The 1,331-nt window shown below is 77.8% G+C and carries 2 protein-coding genes; both read right to left on the reverse strand.

Annotated elements, in window-relative coordinates:
• The coding region (locus ABEB16_RS20730) for a uroporphyrinogen-III synthase (protein ID WP_345714079.1) at positions 1 to 485 on the reverse strand (485 nt) is incomplete at its 3' end.
• Positions 482 to 1,331 (reverse strand): uroporphyrinogen-III C-methyltransferase (gene cobA / locus ABEB16_RS20735; protein WP_345714080.1); only part of this gene is annotated, 850 nt, incomplete at its 5' end. The genes ABEB16_RS20730 and cobA, both read right to left, overlap by 4 nt.

Below are 1,331 nucleotides of genomic sequence, written 5' to 3' on the forward strand. Positions count from 1 at the left end.
GCCGCCCCGTGCAGCTGCACGACGATCGAGGCGCCCCGCACACCGCCGGCCAGCAGGTGCTCCACCGCCTCCGACGTCTGCTCCGAGGACGCCGACCACTCGTCGGTGAGGCCGTTGGCGCGGATCACGCCGCGCGCCTTGGGGCCGCGGGCCAGCAGCCTGGCCCGGCCCAGGGCGGCGAGCAGCTGGGGCGCCGTGCCGGCGGCGTCGGCCGCCTCGACCCAGCCGCGCAGGCCGATGCCGGTGGTGATCAGCACGATGTCCGGCGGGTCGGCGATGACGTCGAGGGTGTCGCGCAGCAGCTGCTCGTCCTCGGCCAGCGGCACGATCCGCATCGAGGGGGCGTGCAGCACCTGCGCCCCGCGGCGGGTGAAGGTGGCGATGAGGTCGTCCGAGCGCCGGTCGCTCGTGACGCCGATGGTCACGCCGAGGAGCTGGCGGGCGTCGACGCCCTCGGTGCCCGCCACGGTCGTGCTGGTGCTCACCCCTCACCGCCCAGCGCCGCCACGGCGCCCACGACGATGACGGCGGGGGAGCGGACCCCGCGCCCGGCGGCGACGGCCACGACGTCGGCCAGGGTCGAGCGGGTGGTGCGCTGGCGGGGGGTGCAGCCGCTCTCGACGAGGGCGACCGGCGTGGCCGGGTCCTTGCCGTGCGCCAGCAGCCCCGCGGCGAGCCCGGGCAGCCCCGCCACGCCCATCAGGACCACGAGGGTGCCCTCCAGCCGGGCCAGCACGGCGCAGTCGAGCTGCTCGTGGCCGGAGACCACCGTCACGGAGCGGGACAGGCCGCGGTGGGTGACGGGGATGCCCGCGGCGGCGGGCACGGCGAAGGCGCTGGTGACGCCGGGGACGACGTCGACGTCGACGCCGGCCTCGCGGCAGGCGGCCACCTCTTCCCCGCCGCGGCCCAGGACGTAGTTGTCGCCGCCCTTGAGGCGCACGACGCGGTACCCGGCCTGGGCGGCGTCGACGATGATCCGGTTGATCTCGTGCTGGGGCACGGGGTGGTGGTCGGGGGTCTTGCCGACGTCGACGACCTGCACGTCGTCGTCGAGCTCGGCGAGGACCCCGGTGGGTGCGAGCCGGTCGACGACGACGACGTCGGCCTCCGCCAGCGCCCGGCGCCCGCGCAGGGTCAGCAGGTCCTGGTCGCCCGGGCCGCCGCCGACGAGGGTCACGCGCCCGCGGCCGGGCCGGGTCCGCCGCAGCGGGAGGGAGCCGTCGTCCAGCGCCACCGCGAGGGCGCCGCGCAGCCGGCGGGCCCGGCCCGGGTCGCCGCCGGCCGTCACCGACACGGTGACGTCGTCGCGGCGCACGACCGACGGCGTC

It is taken from the genome of Kineococcus glutinatus, assembly GCF_039542765.1.
Classification (GTDB): Bacteria; Actinomycetota; Actinomycetes; order Actinomycetales; family Kineococcaceae; genus Kineococcus_A; species Kineococcus_A glutinatus.